Annotated in this window: 14 protein-coding genes; 12 read left to right on the forward strand and 2 right to left on the reverse strand. The window is 75.3% G+C overall.

What is annotated here, in order from left to right:
- The first annotated feature begins 203 nt into the window (after positions 1 to 203).
- The 9 genes from ACFWPI_RS08605 to ACFWPI_RS08645 all read left to right on the forward strand — a co-directional run bounded on the left by ACFWPI_RS08605 (position 204) and on the right by ACFWPI_RS08645 (position 9350).
- On the forward strand, positions 204 to 1334 hold the full coding sequence (locus tag ACFWPI_RS08605; RefSeq protein ID WP_380374870.1) for a PP2C family protein-serine/threonine phosphatase: 1131 nt from the start codon (positions 204 to 206) through the stop codon (positions 1332 to 1334).
- An 82-nt stretch (positions 1335 to 1416) separates the two neighbouring features.
- The gene (locus tag ACFWPI_RS08610) at positions 1417 to 3678 is read left to right on the forward strand and encodes a SpoIIE family protein phosphatase (protein WP_380374871.1); all 2262 of its coding nucleotides are present in this window, start codon (positions 1417 to 1419) and stop codon (positions 3676 to 3678) included.
- Between the two features lie 233 nt (positions 3679 to 3911).
- Positions 3912 to 5180: a sensor histidine kinase gene (locus ACFWPI_RS08615; protein WP_380374917.1), complete on the forward strand. Its 1269-nt coding sequence runs from the start codon at positions 3912 to 3914 to the stop codon at positions 5178 to 5180.
- Positions 5164 to 5577: a roadblock/LC7 domain-containing protein gene (locus ACFWPI_RS08620; RefSeq protein WP_063348307.1), complete on the forward strand. Its 414-nt coding sequence runs from the start codon at positions 5164 to 5166 to the stop codon at positions 5575 to 5577. Before ACFWPI_RS08615 ends, ACFWPI_RS08620 begins: the two co-directional genes overlap by 17 nt.
- The gene (locus ACFWPI_RS08625) at positions 5574 to 5921 is read left to right on the forward strand and encodes a DUF742 domain-containing protein (protein WP_350880532.1); all 348 of its coding nucleotides are present in this window, start codon (positions 5574 to 5576) and stop codon (positions 5919 to 5921) included. The genes ACFWPI_RS08620 and ACFWPI_RS08625 overlap by 4 nt, the downstream gene beginning before the upstream one ends.
- The gene (locus tag ACFWPI_RS08630) at positions 5899 to 6534 is read left to right on the forward strand and encodes an ATP/GTP-binding protein (protein ID WP_380335493.1); all 636 of its coding nucleotides are present in this window, start codon (positions 5899 to 5901) and stop codon (positions 6532 to 6534) included. Before ACFWPI_RS08625 ends, ACFWPI_RS08630 begins: the two co-directional genes overlap by 23 nt.
- Positions 6531 to 7979 carry a cytochrome P450 gene (locus ACFWPI_RS08635; RefSeq protein WP_380374872.1) on the forward strand — a complete coding sequence of 483 codons (1449 nt, stop codon included), beginning with the start codon at positions 6531 to 6533 and terminating at the stop codon, positions 7977 to 7979. Before ACFWPI_RS08630 ends, ACFWPI_RS08635 begins: the two co-directional genes overlap by 4 nt.
- On the forward strand, positions 7943 to 9049 hold the full coding sequence (locus ACFWPI_RS08640) for a cytochrome P450 (protein WP_380374873.1): 1107 nt from the start codon (positions 7943 to 7945) through the stop codon (positions 9047 to 9049). The genes ACFWPI_RS08635 and ACFWPI_RS08640 overlap by 37 nt, the downstream gene beginning before the upstream one ends.
- Positions 9050 to 9092: 43 nt before the next feature.
- On the forward strand, positions 9093 to 9350 hold the full coding sequence (locus tag ACFWPI_RS08645; protein WP_063348310.1) for a hypothetical protein: 258 nt from the start codon (positions 9093 to 9095) through the stop codon (positions 9348 to 9350).
- Between the two features lie 209 nt (positions 9351 to 9559).
- Here ACFWPI_RS08645 and ACFWPI_RS08650 read toward each other — a convergent pair whose 3' ends face one another.
- Positions 9560 to 10384: an isocitrate lyase/phosphoenolpyruvate mutase family protein gene (locus tag ACFWPI_RS08650; RefSeq protein WP_380374919.1), complete on the reverse strand. Its 825-nt coding sequence runs from the start codon at positions 10382 to 10384 to the stop codon at positions 9560 to 9562.
- 20 nt (positions 10385 to 10404) lie between these two features.
- Positions 10405 to 10890, reverse strand: a complete 486-nt coding sequence (locus ACFWPI_RS08655; protein ID WP_063348311.1) for a carboxymuconolactone decarboxylase family protein — start codon at positions 10888 to 10890, stop codon at positions 10405 to 10407.
- A gap of 243 nt (positions 10891 to 11133) precedes the next feature.
- Here ACFWPI_RS08655 and ACFWPI_RS08660 point away from each other — a divergent pair, with 243 nt between their 5' ends.
- The 3 genes from ACFWPI_RS08660 (at position 11134) to ACFWPI_RS08670 (ending at position 14487) form a co-directional block, all read left to right on the forward strand.
- Positions 11134 to 11946 carry an NRDE family protein gene (locus ACFWPI_RS08660; protein WP_380374876.1) on the forward strand — a complete coding sequence of 271 codons (813 nt, stop codon included), beginning with the start codon at positions 11134 to 11136 and terminating at the stop codon, positions 11944 to 11946.
- A gap of 141 nt (positions 11947 to 12087) precedes the next feature.
- A complete protein-coding gene (locus ACFWPI_RS08665) occupies positions 12088 to 13008 on the forward strand; it encodes an undecaprenyl-diphosphate phosphatase (RefSeq protein ID WP_380374877.1) in 921 nt (306 codons plus the stop codon).
- Between the two features lie 51 nt (positions 13009 to 13059).
- Entirely contained in the window at positions 13060 to 14487 is a 1428-nt protein-coding gene (locus ACFWPI_RS08670; RefSeq protein ID WP_380374879.1) for a PLP-dependent aminotransferase family protein, read from the forward strand.
- Positions 14488 to 14502: the final 15 nt, after the last annotated feature.

The raw sequence follows: 14502 nt of genomic DNA on the forward strand, positions 1-14502 counted from the left end.
CGACCGCGGCACGACCCGCCCGGCCTCCCGCGACGGCGGAACGGCCAGCGCCCCGGGTGACACATGCGCGAGAAGTCGGCCCCGCCGACTTCCCGTGCGGCGGGCAGGCAGCGGCCTGGGGGTGGTGGGGGTGGACGGGTTAGTGTGGCCGGGCTGACTGGTGGTCATGACAGGGGACCGCCGACCCCTTGGCGGAGGTCCACGTGCCCGCACCGATAGCGAGGGCACGGCGGTGGTATCTGCGGCTGCTGGACGGGAACGCCCGGGCGGCGCGGTACGCGCTGGGGGTGCTGCTCGGAGTGACGGCGGTGCTGAGCGTCCTGCCGATCGTGCTGCCGTACAGCTGGCCGCCGTCGGCGCTGGTGCTGCCGCTGGTGGTCGGCGGGCTGCTGTTGCGGCGCGGGCAGCTGCTGGTGCTGGTGTGCGCGGCGCTGGCCGGCGGGGTGCTGGGGGCGGTGGTGCGGGATCCGCTCGGGGTGCGGATCGGGGTGACGCTGGTACTGGCCGCGACCGCGGTGACGGTGCTGGCCGCGAACCGGTTCCGGCACCGGCTGGGTCTGCGCGGGACGCAGGGCGATTCGATGCTGCTGGAGCTGGCCGAGCACACCCGGGCACTGGCCCGGCTTCCGGAGCGGCTGCTCGACTGGCACTTCGACAGTGCGCTGGCGCCGGCCGGCGACACCTCGTTCTCGGGTGACTTCCTGCTGTGCGCGCACCGCCCCGAGGAGGATCTGCTGGAACTGCTGCTGGTGGACGTGTCGGGCAAGGGCAGCCGGGCGGCGGCCCGCTCGACGCACCTGTCGGGCGCGTTCGCGATGCTGCTGGGGCGGGTGCCGCCGGAGGCGTTCCTGCCGGCGGCCAACGACCATCTGGTGCGGATGGGCTGGGAGGACGACTTCGCGACGGCGGTGCACCTCGCGCTGCGCCCGGCGACGGGCGACTACCTGCTGTTCAACGCCGGCCATCCGGCGCCCGCGCAGTTCCGCCGGGCGGACGGCGGCGGCTGGGCGCGGTCGGGGCACGGCGGTCCGGCGCTGGGGCTGGTGTCGGGCGCGCTGTACCCGGCGGTGTCGGGGCGGCTGCGGCGGGGCGATTCGCTGCTGCTGTTCAGTGACGGCCTGGTGGAGGTGCCGGGTCGGGACCTGGACGAGGGGGTGGGCCGGCTGCTGGCGGCGGCCGAGCCGGTGGTGCGGCCGTGGCGGACGCAGCAGCAGCTCACCCGGGGTGCGGCGGAGCGGCTGGTCCGGACGGTGGCGCGGGACGCGGCGGACGACCGGACGCTGGTGCTGGTGCGCCGTCTGGGTCACCATTCACCCGCTTCAGCACCCACTTGAGAAATAAGGTATGAAGAATTAAGTGCCCGTTCGGGCACCCAGAGGGCACCCACCCCCCGAGAGCGGAAAGGCCGGGTATCCGATGGACCTGACCTCGCCGTGGGTTCCCCCCTCCGAGGACGAGAGCCGGACGCCGCGCAGCAGTCCCACCGCCCGCAGCCCCATGCGCTGCGTGCGCTTACTTCTCGGCTGCACCAGCGCCGCCGAACTGCTCGGCACCGTCCTCGCCGAGGGGCCGGGCTGGATCACCGGCGAGGGTTCCGCGCTCTACCTACTGGATTCCGCCGGAATGCTCCGGCTGACCGCCTCGCACGGGCTGCCGGACTGGGCCCACGAGCGCTACAGCATCGTCGATCCGGCCGGTGACCTCCCCGCCGCGATGGCCCTGCGGTTACGCCGCCCCTACCTGCTCAGTCCCGAGCACACCAGCGTCGACTACCCGAACAAGAACGCCGGCATGGGCACCGGCATGGTCGCCGTGATCGCCCTGCCGATGGTCGTCGACGAGCGGCCGGTCGGCGTCCTCGCCCTCGCGCTGGCCCACCGGGGCACCGTCCCCCGCCGCGACCTGGACGTCCTGGAGACCATCGGCGAGGCCTGCGCCCACCGGCTGTCCCACCTGCTCGACCACGCGGACGCCCGGATACCCCAGGACCCGGCCGGGGCGCCGCCGGACGGGGCCGGCAGCCTCCCCGCCGGGCTGGCCCACCCGATGCTGTCGCTCGCCGTCCGGGCGGCCGGGCACGGCGCCTTCGAACGCGATCTGGTCACCGGCGAGAGCTACTGGGACGCCGCGGCGTTCCGGGTCACCGGCCAGCCCGCCACCGCCGACGGCTCCGCCCCGGAGCTGGACCGGATCGTCCACCCGGAGGACCTGCCGGACGTGCAGGCGGCGCTCGCCGAATCGCTCACCACCGGCGGGTGGTACCGGATCGGGTACCGGGTACTGCGCGGGGGCGGCAGGGTGGCGCGGATCGAGGAGACCGGCGAGGTGATGCTGGACGTCCACGGCCGGCCGGTCCGGGTCGCCGGGCTGCTCTCCGACCGGGGCCAGGGCCGCGGCCGGGACCAGGGCCGGGAACACCCCGGGCAGCAGCCCGAGGAGCAGTCCACCCCGGCCGGGGCCCGGACGGCGCTGCTGCTCGCGCTCACCCGGTCGCTGTCGCGGGCGGTGACCGTCCGGGACGTCACCACCGCCGTCACGGACGTCGCCCGCCCGGCGTTCGGCGCCGCCAGCATCGTCCTGGACCTGGTGGACGAGGGCCGGCTGCTGCCCGTCTCGCACACCGTGTACGGCGGGCCCAGGCGCACCGAGCTGACCCGGCTGGCGGACCTCTCCGAGAACGTGATGCAGCACGCGCTGACCCGCTCGGCCCCGCTGTTCAGCGAGCCCGGCCCGGAACGGGGCCGGCACGGCCCGCTCACCCCGGCCTCCTGGGCGGTGCTGCCGCTGGTCGCCTCCGGGCGGCAGGTGGGCTCCTGCCTGATCACCTTCTCCGCCGAGCGGGCGTTCGGCCGGGAGGACCGCACCCTGTACTCGGCGTTCGCCGGGATCCTGGCGCAGTCCCTGGAGCGGGCCCGGCTGTACGACACCCACCACCACCGCGCCACCGAGCTGCAGCGCGCGATGCTGCCGCGCACCCTGCCCCGGCTGCCCGGGATCGCCAGTGCCGCCCGCTACCTGCCGAGCACCGAGGGCATGCAGATCGGCGGCGACTGGTACGACCTGCTGAGGCTGCCGGACGGCCGGATCGGGCTGGTGATCGGCGACGTCCAGGGCCACAACGCGGAGGCGACGGCGGTGATGGGCCAGCTGCGCAGCGGCCTGCGGGCGTACGCGACGGACGGGCACGATCCGGCCGCCACGCTGGCCCGGACCAGCCGGCTGCTGACCGAGCTGGACACCGACCTGTTCGCGACCTGCCTCTTCCTGGCCCTGGACCCGGCCGACGGCGCGCTGACCGCGGCCCGGGCCGGGCATCCCGCGCCGGTGCGGATCGCGGACGGCAGGGCCGTCGAGCTCGATCTGCCGGGCGGGCCGCCGCTGGGCGTGGACCCGGGGCAGCCGTACCCGCTGACGGTCGGCCGGCTGGCGGTCGGCGAGACGCTGCTGGTGTACACCGACGGGCTGGTCGAGGACCGCGAGGAGGACTACGACGAGTCGGTGCAGCGGATGCTCGGCGGGCTGGAGCTGTGGGCCCGGCAGACCGGCCCGACCCGGGTCGGCGCGGCGCCCGCGCTGGAGCGGCTGGCCGACCTGCTCACGCTGAACGTGACCGAGCGGCGGTCCCGGCCGGACGACGTGGCGCTGTTGCTCCTGCACCGGACGTCGCCCCTTCCGTAACACCGTGCACACGTTCCCCACACATCCCAGGACGTGACTCGGCCATCTCCCGCCCGGCCCGGCCGACGCGCCGCAGGCGCCCCACCGGGGACGAACGTCCTCGGGCCGCCCGGATCGCGGTCGAACGGCGCCGGTTTGACGCCGTATTGACTGGATATTGACGAGATCCGGTCACTTGGCGAGATCCGTTCACACCTTCGTAGGATCATCACCCTAGAATTCGCGGCGTGACGATGACTCAGTGGTGCACAACGGCAACCGGCGTACTCGCCGCCCTCGCCCTCGTGGCCACCGCCCGGTACCGCGCCGTGTCCGTCACCCAGCGCCGCCGCGCCGACCGGCTGCGACGCGACCTCGCCCGGCTCCAGGAGCAGCTGGGCGCCGAACTCTCCCGCCGCGGCGCCGACCTGGCCGCCGTCCAGCAGGAGCAGGAACTCACCGCCTCCACCCAGCGGGCCTTCCTCAGCGTCGCCCGCCGCATCCTCGTCATGGCCCACGACCAGCAGGCCCTGCTCGACGAGATGGAACGCACCCACGACGACCCGGCGCTGCTGGAGGGCCTGCTCAAGGCCGACCACGCCGCCGCCCAACAGGCCCGGCTGGCCCAGACCCTGGCCGTGCTGTGCGGCGCGCGGGCCGGCCGGCACTGGCCCGAGCCGGTCTCGCTGGAGGACGTCGTGCGCGGCGCCCAGTCCCGCATCCTGCCGTTCCAGCGGGTGGTGGTCCGCAGCCGGATCGAGACCGCCGTGGTCGGCGCCGCCGCCGAGGCGCTGATCCACGCCGTCGCCGAGCTGCTGGACAACGCCACCCGCTACTCCCCGCCCAGCACCCAGGTGTTCGTCACCCTGATGCCGGTGCACAACGGAGCCGTCATCGAGATCGACGACGGTGGCGTCGGCATGCCGGAACAGGCCGTCGCCAAGGCCGCCGCCGCCCTCGCCGGCGGCACCAGCCTGGAGGTCTCCCGGCTCGGCGAGGTGCCGCAGCTGGGCCTCGCCGCGGTCGGCCGACTGGCCGAGCAGTACGGCTTCCGGGTCACCCTCAGCTCGGCGCCCTCGCCGTACGGCGGCGTCCGCGTCGTCGTGATGCTGCCGAACGCCCTGCTCACCGAACCGCTGCCGCCCACCGTCCCCGGCCTCGGACCGGACGACCGGGCGTTCAGCACCGATTTCCGGCCGACCGGACACCCCGCCGGACACCCCCTGGTGGAGACCCCGCCGGCCGGCCGACCCCCCGCGGCCGCCGACACCCCGCCGCCGCTGCCCCGCCGGAGCCACCGACGCGACCGCGCCGCCCGCCCCGCCCAGCACGCCTCTCCCGCGCCGCCGCCCGCCCCGCCGTACCGCTCGGCCCGGGACGCGCAGGCGTTCATGGCGATGTTCCAGGCCGGCACCGCCAGCGGCCGATCGGCCGCCCGGGTCCAGGCCCAGCACGACCCTTCCCTGCCCGCTTCCCCCCGACTTCCCCAGCGCTCCGGAGAGTTCCATGACCACCACCCCTGATCTCGGCTGGATGCTCGCCGACATCGTCAACGTCCCGCAGGTCCAGCACGCCGTCGTCGTCTCCAACGACGGCCTGGAGATCGGCCGCAGCGCGAACATCGCGCGCGAGGACGCCGAACGGCTCGCCGCCGCCTGCTCCGGACTCCAGTCGCTGGCCCGCGGCGTCGCGACCGGGTTCGGCGGACCGGGCAGCGCCACCCGCCAGATCATCATCGAGTACGGCGGCGGCTACCTGTTCATCGTCGCCGCCGGGGCCGGCGCGCACCTGGCCGTGGTGACCAGCGACGCCGTGGACGCCGGCCTGGTCGCCTACCAGATGCAGGTCCTGGTCGAACGGATCGGCAGCCACCTCACCAGCCCGCCGCGGGTCGACCACGCGGCGGGGGGGCACCGGTGAGCGGGCCGGTCCGGCCCTACGTCATCACCGGTGGCCGCAGCCGGTCCACCCGGGCCGAGCTGGCCATCGAGAGCCTGGTCAGCGCGTTACCCGAGCCGCCGGAGCTCCCCGACCACGCCCTGCTCAACCGCGAGCACCGGCGCATCCTCGCGCTCTGCCACAGCCTGCTGTCGATCGCCGAGGTGGCGGCCCACCTGGGGCTGCCGCTCGGCGTCGTCAAGGTGCTGGTCGGCGACCTCTGGGACCTCGGCGCCGTCCAGGTCCTCCCGCCCGTCCCGCAGGCCGAACGCCTGCCCGCAACCCTTCTGGAAGAGGTGCTCGTTGGCCTCCGCCAACTCCGCTGAAGCCCCCGGGGCCACCGCCGACCTGCCCGCCGAGCCGCGGTACCTGCCGTCCTCGGTCCAGGGCGCGGTGAAGATCCTGGTCACCGGCCCGTTCGGGGTCGGCAAGACCACGCTGGTCGGCTCGCTCAGCGAGATCACTCCGCTGCGCACCGAGGAGACGATGACCGCCGCCAGCAGCGGCATCGACGACCTCACCGGGCGCGCCGGCAAGACCACCACCACGGTCGCGCTCGACTTCGGCCGGATCACGCTCAACCCGCGGCTCGCGCTGTACCTGTTCGGCACGCCCGGCCAGCGGCGGTTCTGGCCGCTCTGGGACGACCTGTCGCGCGGCGCGCTCGGCGCCATCGCCATGGTCGACCTGCGCCGCCCGGACGAGAGCTTCGACGTGCTCGGCCGCCTGGAGGAGCAGCGCATCCCGTTCGCCGTGGCGGTCAACACCTTCTCGGACACGCCGAGTTACCCCGAGGAGGAGCTGCGCTCCGCCCTCGACCTGCTGCCGGAGGTACCGATCCTGCACTGCGACGCCCGCGACCGGCGGCAGTCCTACGACCTGCTGATCGACTTCGTCGACCACCTGCACCGCAGTTCGATCCTGGAGCTCCAGGGATGACCGCGCCCGAACCCGGCACCGCCTCCCCCGGCTGCCCGTTCCCGCACGGCGGCAGCCTGCCCGCCGGCCTCCCGCTGACCCCGCTGTACGGCCCCGCCGTCGCCGAGGACCCGCACGGCCTGTACGCCCGGCTGCGCCAGCGCTACGGCCCGGTCGCGCCGATCGAGCTGGAGCCCGGGGTCGAGGCCTGGCTCGTCCTCGGCTACGCCGAACTGCTCGAACTCACCCGCAACGAGGCGCTGTTCTCCAAGGACTCGCGCCGCTGGCGGGTGCCCGCCGAGGGCCGGCTGGCCCCCGACTCCCGGCTGCTGCCGATGACCTCCTGGCGGCCCACCCTGCTCAACCTGGACGGCGCCGAGCACCAGCGGCTGCGCTCCGCCGTCTCGGACACCCTCGCCCAGATCGACCACCGCCAGCTGCGCGAGACCACCGAGGCCTGCGCCAACGACCTCATCGACAGCTGGGGCCCGGACGGCACCGCCGACCTGATCGCCCAGTACGCCCGCCCGCTGCCGCTGCTGGTCTTCACCCAGCTGGTCGGCCTGCCCCGCGAAGCCGGGCCCCACCTGGTCGAGCTGATCAGCCACTTCGTGGACAGCGGCCCCAAGTCGGTGCGCGCCAACGCCGAGTTCCAGGCGATCCTGGTCGACCTGGTCCGGCGCCGCCGGACCGCCCCCAGCGCCGACCTCACCTCCTGGCTGCTCGCCCACCCGGCCGGGCTCACCGACGAGGAGGCCGTGCACCACCTGGTGGTGATGCTGGTCGCGGGCAACGAGACCAGCATCAACTGGACCGGCAACACGCTGCGGCTGCTGCTCACCGACCGCCGGTTCCGGGCCACCCTCACCGGCGGGCGGCTCACCGTCTCCGACGCGCTGGAGGAGGTGCTCTGGCGCGACCCGCCGACGCAGAACTTCCCCGGCCGCTGGGCCACCGGCGACACCGTCCTCGGCGGCCAGTACATCAGCGCCGGCGACATGCTCGTCCTCGGCCTGGCCGCGGCCAACGCCGACCCGGCCGCCCAGGGCCTCGCCTCCGCCGCCCAGGGCTCGCTCGGCGGCAACCGGGCCCACCTCGCCTGGGGCGCCGGACGGCACGTCTGCCCGGCCCAGCACCCGGCCCGGATCATCGTCGAGACCGCCGTCGAGACCCTGCTGCACCGCCTGCCCGATCTCCAACTCGCCGTCCCCGCCGGCGACCTGGGATGGCGCCCGTCCCCGTGGTCACGGGCTCTGCTCGGCCTGCCGGTGCTGTACAGCGCCTTCACCCCGCCCCGCCCGCCAGCCCCCGAAAGGCCCGCATGGACACCGCCGTCGACCCCCGACCCGAGCCCGTCAGACTCGACCCCTTCGGACGCGACCAGCACCAGGAGAACGCCCGCCTCCGGGCGGCCGGCCCCGCGGTCCTGGTGGAGCTCCCTGGCGGGGTGGTGGTCTGGGCGATAACCCACCACGACACCCTCCAGGCGCTGCTCGCCGACCACCGGGTGGGCAAGAACGCCCAGCTGTGGACGACCTTCCGGGAGGGCCGGCTGCCCCAGGGCTGGCCGCTGCTCAACTTCGTCACCGTGCCCGGCATGGTCACCGCCGACGGCGACGACCACCGGCGGCTGCGCGGCCTGGTCAGCCAGGCCTTCACCCCGCGCCGAATAGCCGACCTGGCGCCCGCGATCGAGGCCCGCACCGTCTCGCTGCTCGACCGGGTCGCCGAGCTGGACGGCGCGTTCGACCTGCGCGAGCACTTCGCCTACCCGCTGCCGATGCAGGTGATCGGCGAACTGCTCGGCCTGGCGCTGGACGAGCAGGACAGGCTGCACGAGCTCTCCGACACCCTGGTCTCCAGCTCGGCCACCCCCGCGGCGGCCGCCGCCGCGCAGCAGGCCCTGTACGCGCTGCTGGGCTCCGTGGTGGCGGCCAAGCGGGCCGCGCCCGCCGACGACCTCACCACCGACCTGATCGCCGCCCGCGAGGCCGGGGACCGGCTCAGCGAGGCCGAACTGGTCGGCACCCTGCTGCTGATGCTGGTCGCCGGGCACGAGACCACGCTCAACCTGATCACCAACGCCGTCCGGGCCCTGCTCGCCCACCCCGACCAGCTGCGGCTGGTGCTCTCCGGCGAGCAGCCGTGGTCGGCGGTCATCGAGGAGACGCTGCGCTACGACTCGCCGGTCGGCCAGTTCCCACTGCGCTACGCGACCGAGGACATCGAGGTCGGTGACGTGGTGATCCGACGCGGCGAGGCGCTGCTCGCCTCCTACGCGGCGGCCGGCCGCGACTCCGGGCACCACCCGGACGCCGACCGCTTCGACGTCACCCGGCGGCCCAACCGGCACCTGTCGCTCGGCCACGGCCCGCACTTCTGCCTCGGCTCCGGGCTGGCCCGGCTGGAGGCCGAGACCGCGCTGCGGCACCTGTTCGGGCGGTTCCCCGGGCTGGCCCTCGCCGAGGGCGACGCGCCGGAGCCGATCGGCTCCTTCATCAGCAACAGCGTGCGAACCCTGCGGGTGACGGTCTGAGCCGCCCGGTTACCTGAAGGCGGCCCGGGTCGTTCGGCAGTGCATGAAGAAACTCGCCACCCTGGCCGCCCTCACCATGGCGGGCCTCGCGCTCGCCGCCCCGGCGGCGTCCGCCACCACCCAGACCGCGAGCTCCCCGGACGCCACCGGGGGCCTCACCGACGGTCTCAACCTCTCCCCGGCCGACCTCGCCATCCACGCCGCCGGCAAGTTGCCGGTGGTCGGCCACACCGCCCAGGAGGTGGAGGCCGTCGGCACCAACCAGATGACCCACCCGGGGCTCAGCGGTCAGATCGGCTGACCCGGATCGACTGACCCGGATCGGCTGACCACGCCCACCGGGCACCGCCCCGGTTGCCGCCACCCCCGTCGGCGGCAACCGGGGCTTCGCCGTTCCCGGGCCCGCCCGGCCCGCGCCGCAGGCCTGCCCGGACCACCCGGCGCCGCCGGACCGCCCTGCCCAGCGCCGCCGGGCCCGCTCAGCGCTGGACGGACCGGGCCGAAGCCCGCTCAGAAGAGGCCGTTCAGCTCCTGGTAGGTCAGCCCGCCCTCCAAGGCGGTGTAGGTGCCGCTCGCGTACACCTCCGCCGCGGCCCGGCGCACCGCCGCGTACGCCACCTCGGCCAGCCCGGGGCCGAGGCTCACCCGGGCCACGCCCAGCTTCGCCAGCTCCGGGACGGACGGCGCGCCCGGCCCCGCCAGCACGTTCAGCGGCACCGGGACGGCCGCGGCCAGCGCGGCGATCGTCTCCCGGTCCGCGACACCGGGCACGAACACGCCGTCCGCACCCGCCTCGACGTAGGCCCGCAGCCGGCGCACCGCGTCGTCCAGCCGGCCCTCCGGCGCGCCGATCCCGTGCAGGAACACGTCGGTGCGCGCGTTGACGTAGGCGGGCACGCCCGCCGCGTCCGCCGCCGCCCGGGCCGCCGCGATCCGCTCGGCGGCCTCGGCCACCGGCCGGCCCTCGTCCTCCAGGTTGACGCCGACCGCGCCGGTGGCCAGTAGCGCGGCGACGGACTCGCCGACGCCGGCGGCGGTCCGCGCGAAGCCGCTCTCCAGGTCGGCGGTGACCGGCAGGTCCACCGCGCGGACCACCTGCGCCGTCCGTACGAGGACCTGTTCGAGGTCGGCGCCGCCGCCGTCCCGGCTGCCGAGCGACCAGGAGACGCTCGCACTGGCCGTCGCCACCGCCCGCGCTCCGGCGGCGGCGACCAGGCGGGCGCTCGCCGCGTCCCACACGTTGGCGAGCACCAGCGGCTCGCCCGGCCGGTGCAGTTCCCGGAGCAGCCGGGCCTTCTCCTGCTGGACGACCGCCATGTCCGCCATGTTCGCCATGTTCGTCATGTCCCCGGGCCTCACTTGGCGGCCGGGCTGAGCCGGGAGGCCACCCCGATCCGGTTCCAGGCGTTGATGGTGACGATCAGCGCGATCAGCTGGGCCAGCTCGGTCTCGTCGAACTGGGCGGCGGCCTCGGCGTAGACCGCGTCCGGGACGTGGCCCTGGGTCAGCAGGGTGACCGACTCGGTGAGGGCCAGCGCGGCCCGCTCCCGGGCGGTGAACCAGGGGGTCTCGCGCCAGGCCGGGAGGGAGAGCAGCCGGTGGTCCTGCTCGCCGCCCTTCAGGGCGTCGGTGCTGTGCATGTCGATGCAGAAGGCGCAGCCGTTGATCATCGAGGCGTGCACCTTGACCAGCTCGGCGAGCGTGTGGTCGATGCCCTTCCGGGCGGCGCGGTCCACCGCGATCATGGCCTGGTAGAAGTCGGGGGCCAGGCTGTGCAGCGCGAGGCGCTGGGCGGGGGCCGGGACCGGGGCCTCGGTCGGCTGGTGCTCGTTCGTCGTCATGGCCACCAGCCTAGGGACCTGGTGGACCTGTTCCCTGGTGCATTTGAACCGCGAAATCCTGGGCCACTTCGGCCTGCGCCCGGCCGTGGGGCGAGTGTGCCACGGCGGCGGCCGAAAAGGGAGGGCCCTGGGGCGCCTCCGGGCGCGGACGCGCACTCCCGGCGCGCGAACGGGAGTGCGAGGATCGACCGCGGGGGCGCCACCACGCGTGCCCCCGCCGGGCGAGGTCAGGGGGCCGCGATCGTGTGTACGGCGTTCGTCAGCATCGAACCGGGAGCGGCCGTGCCGGTGCTGCTCCTCTCCGTCCGGGACGAGTACCTCGGGCGCGGCTGGCTGCCGCCGGACCACCACTGGCCGGACCGGCCGGCCCTGGTCGGCGGACTCGACCTCGCCGCCGGCGGCACCTGGCTGGCCGTCGACCCCGGGCGGCGGACCGCCGCCTGCCTGCTGAACGGCTTCGGGCCGCTCGCCCCCGCCGACACCCGGCTCTCCCGTGGCGAACTGCCGCTCACCGCCGTCCGGGACGGCGGGATCGGCCACCTCGACCTCACCCCGTACGACCCGTTCCACCTCGTCCTGGTCCGGCCCGACGGCGCCCGGGTCGCCAGCTGGGGCGGCGGCCGGCTGGAGGAGCGCGAACTGCCGGTCGGCCTCAGCGTGGTGCTCAACGACGGGCTGGAGGGCACGGCCGCCAACCGGACCGCCTCCGAGCGGATCCGCGCGCTGATGGCCGCCCGCGCCGACCGCTTCCGGGCCCGCCTCGCCGCCGCGCCCCGGCCGGAGCCGACCGGCGACGGGCCCGCCGAACGGGCCTGGGGCGACTGGCTGCCGATCGTCGCGGGCGACGGCCTGCCGCTGGACGACGACGCGGCGCTGATCCAGCGGCGGGACTTCGGCGACGGGCGGATCTGGGGGTCCTCCTCGATCTCGCTGCTCGCGCTCGGGCCGGACGGGCCGCGCTACGACTTCGCCCCCGCTCCGGTGCCCGCCGACGGCGGGGCGTGGCGGCGGGTGCCGCTCGGCGGAGGCGGGTCGGCGGCGCGGTCCGGCGGCTGACGACGGCTGACCGGCAGCGGTGGCGGTGGCGCCCAGACGTCCGCTCGATGAACTTCTGGCGGCGGGGCTGCCGGGCGTCTACATGCCCGTAGTAGCTTCGCGGGGCTCCCCCGGATCCAGACCCCCGAGCGAAGGTGCGCGATGTCCACCCTGACCTACCCGGAAGCGATAGGCGTCGGCCTGCTGCAGGGTGTGACGGAACTCTTCCCGGTCTCCAGCCTGGGCCACAGCATCCTGCTCCCCGCCCTGATCGGCGGGAAGATCCAGCGGGACCTCGACATGACCGCCGAGGGCTCCTCCTACCTCGCCGTCCTGGTCGGCCTGCACCTGGCCACCGCGTTCGCGCTGGTGGTGTTCTTCCGCAAGGACTGGGTCCGGGTGATCGGCGGCTTCTTCAGCTCGATCCGCCGCCGCCGGGTCGAGAGCCGGGACGAGAAGCTCGCCTGGCTGCTGATCATCTCCACCATCCCGGTCGGGGTGGCGGGCCTCGCCCTGGAGAAGGCGCTGCGCAACGCGCTCGGCAAGCCCGTCCCGGCCGCCGTCTTCCTCGCCCTCAACGGGCTGGTGCTGCTCGGTGCCGAACGGCTCAAGCGCGGCGGCACCGGCCGTCGGCGGGCCGGGCACGCCGCCCCGCCGACCGAGGAACCGGGCCTCGACCCGGCGATCGCCTCCGACCACCGCCTCGCCCGGCTCAGCTTCGTCCAGGGCGCCTGGATCGGCGCCGCCCAGATCCTCGCGCTCTTCCCCGGCATCAGCCGCTCCGGTGTCACCATGAGCGCCGGCATCCTGCGCGGCCTGCACCACGAGGACGCCGCCCGCTTCTCCTTCCTGCTCGCGACCCCGGTCATCCTGGCCGCCTCCGTGCTGAAGGTGCCGGAGCTGTTCAAGCCGGAGAACTCCGCCGTCCTCGGCCCGGTCGTCGCCGGCAGCATCGCCGCCTTCGTCGCCGGCTACGTCTCGGTGCGCTTCCTCACCAAGTACTTCGAGACCCGCAGCCTGACGCCGTTCGCGCTCTACTGCTTCCTCGCCGGCGTCGGCAGCGCGGTCTACCTGTCGGTCTGATCCGCCCCCACCCCGGGGTCGAGGATGCCGGGCCGCGCGATAATCGGGCCCGTGAGCAGCTCCTGGACTTCCTTCGGCGGCGACTTGCACCTGGACCTCACCGAGCGGCGCGCCGCCGGGGCCGGGCTGCGGGCCGCCCTGGAGGACGCGCTGCGCGAGGCCGTCCAGGACGGGCGGCTCGTGCCCGGCACCCGGCTGCCGTCCTCGCGGGCCCTCGGCGAGGACCTCGGGATCGCCCGGAACACCGTGGTCGAGGCGTACGGGCAGCTCACCGCGGAGGGCTGGCTCACCTCCCGGCAGGGCTCCGGCACCACCGTCGCCCGGCGGGCCGCGCCCGGCCGGAGCCGGCGGGCCGCCCGGCCCGCAGCGGGGCGGCGGACCGTCCGGCACGACCTGATGGCCGGGCGGCCCGACCTCTCGCTCTTCCCCCGTACCGCCTGGCTCGCCGCCGCCCGCCGGGCCCTCGCCACCGCGCCGCACGAGGCCTTCGGCTACGGCAGCCCGTTCGGCCGGATCGAGCTGCGGCGGGCGCTCACCGACTACCTGGCGCGGGTCCGCGGCGTCCGCACCGACCCCGACCACCTGCTGATCTGCACCGGTGTCTCCCAGGGCCTGGGCCTGCTCTGCGCCGCCCTGCGGGAGCGCGGGGACCGCGCCCTCGCGGTCGAGGAGTACGGGCTGCCGCCGCAGCACGCCGTCGCCCGGGCGGCGGGGCTGGCCACCGTTCCGGTGCCGCTGGACGAGGCGGGCGCCCGGGTCGAGCGGCTCGACGGCCGGTGCGGGGCCGTCCTGCTCACCCCCGCGCACCAGTTCCCCACCGGTGCGCCGCTGGCCGCCGACCGGCGGGCCGCCGCCGTGCGCTGGGCGCGCGAGCGGGACGGGTACGTCGTCGAGGACGACTACGACGGCGAGTTCCGCTACGACCGGCAGCCGGTCGGCGCGATGCAGGCGCTCGACCCGGAGCGGGTGGTGTACGCCGGGACGGCCGCCAAGAGCCTCGCGCCGGGCCTGCGGCTGGCCTGGCTGGCCCTGCCGGACGCGCTGGTCGAGCCGGTGGCCCGGTTGAAGAGACTGGCCGACACGATGTCCCCGGTGCTCGACCAGCTGACCCTCGCCGAGCTGATCACCTCCGGGACGTACGACCGGCACGTCCGCCGCTGCCGGCTGCACTACCGGCGCCGACGGGACCAGTTGGTCGCCGCGCTCGCCGAGCACGCCCCGCGCGTGCGGGTCACCGGGATCGCCGCCGGGCTGCACGCCGTTCTCCAACTGCCGCCCGGTTCCGCGTCCGAGGCTGAGCTGCTGGCCCGGGCCGAGGCCGCCGGCCTGGCCCTCGAAGGGCTGTCCTGGCACCTCGCCGACCGGTCGGCCGCCGACCCGGACGCCGCCCCCGCTCTGGTGATCGGCTACGCGTCCCCGCCCGAGCACGCCTTCCCGGCGGCGCTGGACGCCCTCTGCGAGCTGCTGCGCGAGCGGTGAGGGCCGCGACCGCCC

The organism is Kitasatospora sp. NPDC058492 (assembly GCF_042720685.1).
Classification (GTDB): Bacteria; Actinomycetota; Actinomycetes; order Streptomycetales; family Streptomycetaceae; genus Kitasatospora.